This window comes from Sulfurimonas sp., from assembly GCF_047622445.1.
In the GTDB taxonomy this organism is placed as follows: domain Bacteria; phylum Campylobacterota; class Campylobacteria; order Campylobacterales; family Sulfurimonadaceae; genus Sulfurimonas.
Genome location: NZ_JBLHOE010000103.1, coordinates 1 through 7,016 on the forward strand (window position 1 = coordinate 1; position 7,016 = coordinate 7,016).

The 7,016-nt window shown below is 29.6% G+C and carries 5 protein-coding genes; 2 read left to right on the forward strand and 3 right to left on the reverse strand.

Features of this window, described 5'->3' with window-relative positions:
• From ACI9TV_RS15470 to ACI9TV_RS15480, 3 genes are all read right to left on the reverse strand, one after another.
• A partial coding sequence (locus ACI9TV_RS15470; RefSeq protein WP_415251719.1) for a polysaccharide biosynthesis/export family protein occupies positions 1-1,383 on the reverse strand: 1,383 nt, incomplete at its 3' end.
• Entirely contained in the window at positions 1,358-3,313 is a 1,956-nt protein-coding gene (locus tag ACI9TV_RS15475) for a GumC family protein (RefSeq protein ID WP_415251720.1), read from the reverse strand. The genes ACI9TV_RS15470 and ACI9TV_RS15475, both read right to left, overlap by 26 nt.
• 4 nt (positions 3,314-3,317) lie before the next feature.
• Positions 3,318-4,451, reverse strand: coding sequence for an alkaline phosphatase family protein (locus ACI9TV_RS15480; RefSeq protein WP_415251721.1), 1,134 nt, complete (start codon positions 4,449-4,451; stop codon positions 3,318-3,320).
• 380 nt (positions 4,452-4,831) lie between these two features.
• Between ACI9TV_RS15480 and ACI9TV_RS15485 the strand changes: the two genes are divergently transcribed.
• Together ACI9TV_RS15485 and ACI9TV_RS15490 are read left to right on the forward strand one after the other, a co-directional pair.
• Entirely contained in the window at positions 4,832-5,113 is a 282-nt protein-coding gene (locus ACI9TV_RS15485) for a GNAT family N-acetyltransferase (protein WP_415251722.1), read from the forward strand.
• Between the two features lie 506 nt (positions 5,114-5,619).
• Positions 5,620-6,900, forward strand: a complete 1,281-nt coding sequence (locus ACI9TV_RS15490; protein ID WP_415251723.1) for an SMEK domain-containing protein — start codon at positions 5,620-5,622, stop codon at positions 6,898-6,900.
• Positions 6,901-7,016 lie beyond the last annotated feature (116 nt).

The following is a 7,016-nucleotide window of genomic DNA, read 5'->3' on the forward strand; positions in this document are numbered from 1 at the left end:
CATTGTCATTATTGTATTCCAGTCACTAAGTCTCGTTTTTGGTATATAAATCATGTCGTAAGGTTTAAGTAAAAAATCTATTGATTTTCCTTCCATAATATCTTCAAGGTTCACTACATACACAGATGGGTCATCAAGACGACCACGTATAATTGCAACTTGTTCAATGTTAGCACCTTCGGTAAAGCCTTCTGCATAACTTACAAGTTGAGAAAGTGTCATATGTTCTTTGTATCCAAAGTATCCAGGAATTGCTACTTCACCTAAGATATACACTTCTGTATTTAACGCAGATGGAATATATATATAATCTTTGTCTTGAAGTGGAATGTTGTGAAGTGGATTTCCCTTTCTTACTAGTTCAACAAAATTCACAGGAAGTACATTTGTACCACGACGAATAAAAGCATGTTCAAGATCAGCGAGTTCAATCGTGTTATCTTTAAAGATACCAATAGAAAGACCCTCAGCATCTGCAATAGTGTCAAGTACTTTTGAATTTTCTTCTACTGGATAATTTCCTGGTTTTAATACCTTTCCTAAAATAGTATAGTTTTTAGATCTAAACTCCGAAGGAACTAAAGTCACAATAGGTTCAATCATGTACTTTTGTAATGCAGATGATATTTTTTTCATTGCTTGGTTAATCGTTAAGCCAGAGATTTTTACATCACCTATCATTGAAACAGTAAAAGTACCATCAGGTTTTACAATTCCATTTTTAATGTTGAGTTCTTCTTCACCATATACAAATATGTTGAATTTATCTCCTGAACCAATAGTATATGAAGAATGTTTGTTCTCATGTAAACTAAGTAATTCAGCTTTTACCTGTGAATCACTTTTAGATTGACGAAGCGTATGTACTTCCACCTCAGTTACATGAAATGACTCATCGGAATTACCATACATTGTTTTTATCTCAACTCTTCGGTTACGTGTATTGCATTCTATTGTTTCTTCATTACATAAAGGTTCTTCTTTGCCTTTTGCAGTTATTTTTAAAATTGATTCTTTAGAGAACTCATTTGCTAAAAGGTAGTTAACAACAGAAGACGCACGTGAAGATGAAAGTATCATGTTGTAATTGTCACTTCCTTTTTCACTCGCATGTCCTGTAACAGATATCTTCACCTCTGAATCTTGTTTAAGAAGTATAAGCATAGAGTCAAGTTTTTTAGTACCTGTGTTGCTTAGGACATGGCTGTCATGTTCAAAGTATAATGTTTGCGCAGCTACATACTGTTTGTCCCCACCAGCCTTATGTACTTTGATGGGTTTAATATTCTCTTGCGGTTTTGGTGATGGATGAGTCCAACAGCCACTGATAGTTATAGATAGAAGAACTATTAGGCCACTAGATAAAATGTCTGTGCGTTTCATTGATTACTCCTTTTATTTTACTGATATCTTCGTCTTTAATTTGTTTCATAAATTGATATATAACTTTTCTCGATGAAACTCCAAACTTTGTTGTAAGTATGAAGTTATCACTCAGGTCAAGTAAAACAGGAACAAAATGTTCTGCTTCACTATATGGAGGTACTTGAATAATAATATAGTCATATCTTAATTTTGTAAGCTCGAGTATAAGAGAGTTAATCTGTTGCACATTAGGAGTGTAGATAGAGTAGTCTTCTTTGATACACCAGTACGCTTTGTCTATATTGTCATTTATATGACTTACATTTATAAGAATTTTTTCTATTGACATACATTTAGCATGCTCTTCATTATCCATGATAGATGTTATTTCTATGTGTAGAGTTTTCTTGTTTTGTTGATTGAGTTGTTCTAGTAGTAAAGAGATCACATTTGGATTAACAGCTTTTGGTATATCACTACCAACGCTGATAATTTTAGTACCAATGCAGTTTGATGTAATTAATGAGTTTGCTAGATAAGAAAAACTATGTTTAATCTTATCTGACAAGACTTTGTCCCTTGCTAATTGTGTGACTTCACCAATACCAAAACGCTGTGCTAAATCAAATTTTGTTTTGATAGAGTCATTTAAAAACTCCCTAATTAAAATGATAACAATAGATAGAGTAAGACCAAGAATACTAAACATAATTACTATGATTTTTTTATAGCTTGGTTTTGGATATTTTGGTATCTGTGCTTTTTCAAAAAGTTTAAAATCTTCTTTACTTGAACCGATGGTCATTTTAAGATCATATAAACGATTCGATATAATTTTCAACTGATCTTTTGCTTCTTCTTTATGCATTGAAAGTTGATCAAAATGTTTTTTTAGTGAACTTAAGTTTGCTATTTTGTTTTTTAACTTTTGGATTTGCGTCTCCAGTGATATATCTGTATTTTTCGCACTTGCATAAGCAATTTTTGCCTTACTTAAGTCTATATTCATTTCACTTTTTAATGGGTTTGTACCATATGTTACTTCATCTGGTACTACATTTTTTTGTTTTTGTATACTTTTTTGAATTTGTGTTATTTCACCAACTAGTGATTTTATTTTTGGATGTGATACAGTGTATTTTTTCTTAAGTGTTTGTAATTCTTTTCTTTTTTGTTCTAAAAACTTTTTCTTTGCTGAACGAACTGCATAACGAAGTTTTACGTCATCTGGTAGTTTTTTTAGAGATATACTTGTTTCTTGTATAGTCGTTTTTAATGCTTGTATATGTGTTTTATTTTGAAGTTTCTGAAGTTGAATGATGTTTAGTTGATCATACTTCATTTGAAGTTCATGTTCTAATGAAATAAGTTTGTTTTTACTTAAAAAAAATGAAATGTCTTTTTTAGCCTTCTCTAAATCTTTGATTTTGATTTGTTTACTCTTCTCATAGTAGTGAGATATTTTTTCAATAGCGGCATTTTGAATGATAAAAAAGTTTTTGATAAATATATGGCTTAATTGATTCGCTGCTTGTGCAGCTAGTTTTTTATCTGAGTCGGTGAAGATAACTTCTATAATATCTGAGTTACGTCCACGTTTAATCTCAAATTTTGAAAAAAGTGCTTCAGGGGTTGTTGTAAGATTAAGGTCTTGGATAAGCTCAACAAGATTTGCTCGGGTACGAATGGTTTCAAGAGCTGTTTCATAATTGAAATCTTGAAACTGGTAAGGAACATCACTTGGTATAGAAATCTTCTTATCATATCTTATTACCTTTGCTATGGCACTCCAAGATTTTGACTCCTTCGTTGTTGCAATAACAACACCCATAGCGGTGAAAATGATCATACCAAATAAAATAAGCCATACATTTTTACGTAAGACTTGTATGTATCTTATTGGTTCTATTAAAAATAGGTTTTCTTTTATTTTTGTATGATTATTCATAATCTTATACCGCTAACTCTTGCTCCATTGTTTTTCGTATATCTGTAATACTAACAATGGAGTTGTCAATGCTTTGATTGCTCAGGAGCATTGCATTTGATCCGGATGCATTAGGGTGGTACCCATGCATACCGTTGATTAGGTTCTTCCCAAAATAGCTTGGGTTAATCATGACGCTAGGATCCATTAAAAAGAAAAGCTCTCCAAAATGTCCATCTTCAAAATACGTTTTAACTTCTTTAAGGGCTTTGTCACTAAGGATTTCACCATCTTCAATTTGTGAGAGTTTATGTATGATTTTCTCTTTTGCCAAAGGGTTTTTAAACCAAAAACGTGCCATTGTAGAATCATACATAGCAACATAGTCTTCACCGTATTTTAAGCCAAGAGAGTCAATATCTTTGATTACGTCATAACCCTTTGTTACGTCATACATTCCATGATCACTAAAAACATAAAGACTTACTTCATCATAATGTTTGAGAGCTTCATTGTATGCTTTAGTTATTTGTTTATCAAGTAATTGTATTTTTTCTTCTGTCTTTATACTCTGTGTACCATGCATGTGCATTGTGCCATCAAGACTAGGTAAATAGAGCCAAGCAAATTTGATTTTAGCTTCTTGTATTTGCTCATTGAGAGCATCTAAGTTTTCTTCTTCACTCTTACGCCAGTTTGAACAATGGTAGTCAATGTTATTTTCTACACAATAATCAAAAATAGTGTTAAATGGAGCACCAGGCACAAAATAATCTCTTTTTTCGGTGAAGTCAAAGTAAGCGAGTTTATCAAATGGTATGGAGTAAAGTTGAAAGTATCCCGTGTAATTATGGAGTCTCTTCACAAGTTTACTTAAAATATTTCGAACTCTAAAACGGTCAAAAAATCCTGGTAAAAAAGAAAGTGCTCTCATCCACTTAAAAGGGGAGTTATCACTATAAAAAAATAGTGATGCTTGTTTATGTTCCTGAGGGTATTTTCCCGACAGTATAGAAGGAAGACAAGTGTTTGTAAATCCAAGTACTGATTTTAAGGATTGCTTATCAGTGATGATGTCTTTTAAGAAGTATGGATGCTGTTTATATATCTCGTATCCAAAGGCATCTATAAAAGTGTAAAGTACAAGTTTCTTAGTCATTTTCGACTCCTTTAAGAGCGATTATGGCAGATGTAGTTGCAGATACTTTGCATAATTACTTGTATTGGAAAAGAAAAAATCATGAACTGATTAATATTTAATTACGAAACTGGAGTTTAACAGTATCTTAGCTTTCAATTTACTTAAGCCTATAAAGAACTATATATCTTTTTTAATTACCCTGTGTTATTGCGATACAATGAATCCAATATCATAATACTTGATCTGTATTTGACTTCGTTTTTATAATTCTTTAAAAACACAATAACTACACATAAAGCCTAGGTCTACTCGAATTAACATTAACAGATTTCTGTTAGGCTTTTTCACGATGCACTTTTTATTCATATTATGAACATAAAACTAAAAATAGTAATCAATTGGATTTATATATAGATATTGATAGAATTGGATTTATAGACTACAAGATAAAAGATGAATTTTTAAAAAAGATTTATATAAATCAAATATCAATAGATGCATATTATCAGAAAAATGGTTTGGGAACATATTTAATAAACTGTTTAAAAAAAGAGTTTAATACTATAGGATTGTTATCAATTAGCAAAGGTTTGAATATATTTTATGAAAAAAATAATTTTGAAGAAGATTTATTTAAAACAAAACAAAGGAATAATATAAACTATGTGTGGACCAAATAGAGTTGTGGGAAAATTATACGTAGTAATTAAGTGGATGGGGTAGAGGGAAACTTTCAACTAATCCCTTAAATACCCTCATATACCCGATATATCGAAGTTTTCACATTTAAGAAATAAAGCCTAAAAGTATATAACAGGTATATAATGGCACCGAATTGGCACCGAGATTTGTTAGTTATTCAAAATTTCAACTCATGGATGATGAAAAGGGATTCGAATTTTATGAATGATTAGTGTTAAAGTTTTTTGTTCCAAAATTCCTAAGGGTTTGTGGGAATATAACATTTAGACTTTATGAACACTTTGTGGAACATGGAAAACTCATTTGAATACTTTGTGCTCCAAATATAAGTCTTATAGTAATAAGTTTTTTAATAGATTATCCTACTTCATAAGTAATAGGAAGCAGTAGTGTGATTTCAATTATTCATATAAATTCTAATAATTAACAACAGCTAAAGTACTTTAAATATATAATATTTTTAATTCTACAGAGGAGTATTTGCTTGATAGATTATATAAAACAGTTAGAATATATAAAAGAAAAGCTATTATTTATAAAATTAAAAGTTGAGCAAGATACTAAAAGTGGATTGTATGATATTAATAAATATGGTGAAGATATATTTATGCATCTTTTAAATAGTGCTTGTAGATTTAAAATAAGTAATGCTAACGAAGTTTTTTATGATAACTTTCCGGCAATTGATCTAATAGATGAAGAAAATGAACTACTTATACAAGTAACATCAACATTAACTGCAGATAAAATTTATTCTACTATTAAAAAACAAAATGAAAAAGAAGAGCTAAAGCCATACAAAGATTACAAATTAAAAATGTGTTATCTTGTAGGTGTTCCAGATTTTAGTGATAAAATAAAGTTAAAATTGAAAAAAATGGGTATTGATGAAGAAGATTTATTAGACCTTCATACTATTATATCTATTGCAGAAAATGATCAACAAAAATGTAATGATATATATTATACTTTAAACCAAAGACTTGATTGTAAGGCTTATAATTTAGATATAGTAAACCACTTTAAAAAATTTGAAACTCAATTAAATGAACATACTTCTAAAAAAATCTCATCTTATGATAAAGACTTCAAAGAATTTTTAAAATCAGATAATAATGTATTAGAAGTTTTTGCAACAGGAGGACATGGAAAGTCTCACCTACTAAAACATCTAGCTTTATTAAAGAGTGACTATATTCCTGTTGTATTTACAAAGCAAGACAATGTTGAATCTGACTTAAAATACTTAAATCACACTAAAAAGTATTTGTTTATATACGACGATATTGATAAGTTCTTAGATAAAAGTATAAATAGTATTTTTTCTACTATTATTAATAACGGATTTAAAATACTTATTTCCTATCGATCTGCATCAAAACATTTAGTTGAAGAAGAAATCTTAAGATTCAATGCATTAAAAACTCAAAAATTACATATAACTTGGATTAAAGATGAAATCAAAGATTTAATACTTTTAATAAGACCTGAATTAAAAGACTTTGCTGTCAATGGCATAAATGCTCAATATAATTCAAACCCATTTTTAATTACACAAGCTTTGAATGGTGATATTGATGAAATCAAGAATTTTTCTAAAAACATATTGAATGATTCTTGTAGAGCACTGAAAAAATTTGAAATTAAAGAAATTGAGATAGAAAATCTATTATTTAGAGTAGCCTTATTAAGTCCATGTCCAAGAAACTTAATTGATATTAAAGATAATTATAAAATTGACCAACTTGTAACAGTGGAGTGGTAACTTAAATTCACACACTTTTTGACTTATTTCTAAGCAGCTATTCCATTTCGTAACATCGAATTAATTTCCTCAAATTTTGAAGGAGATAAATTACCTAAGTAGCTATGTGATCTAGT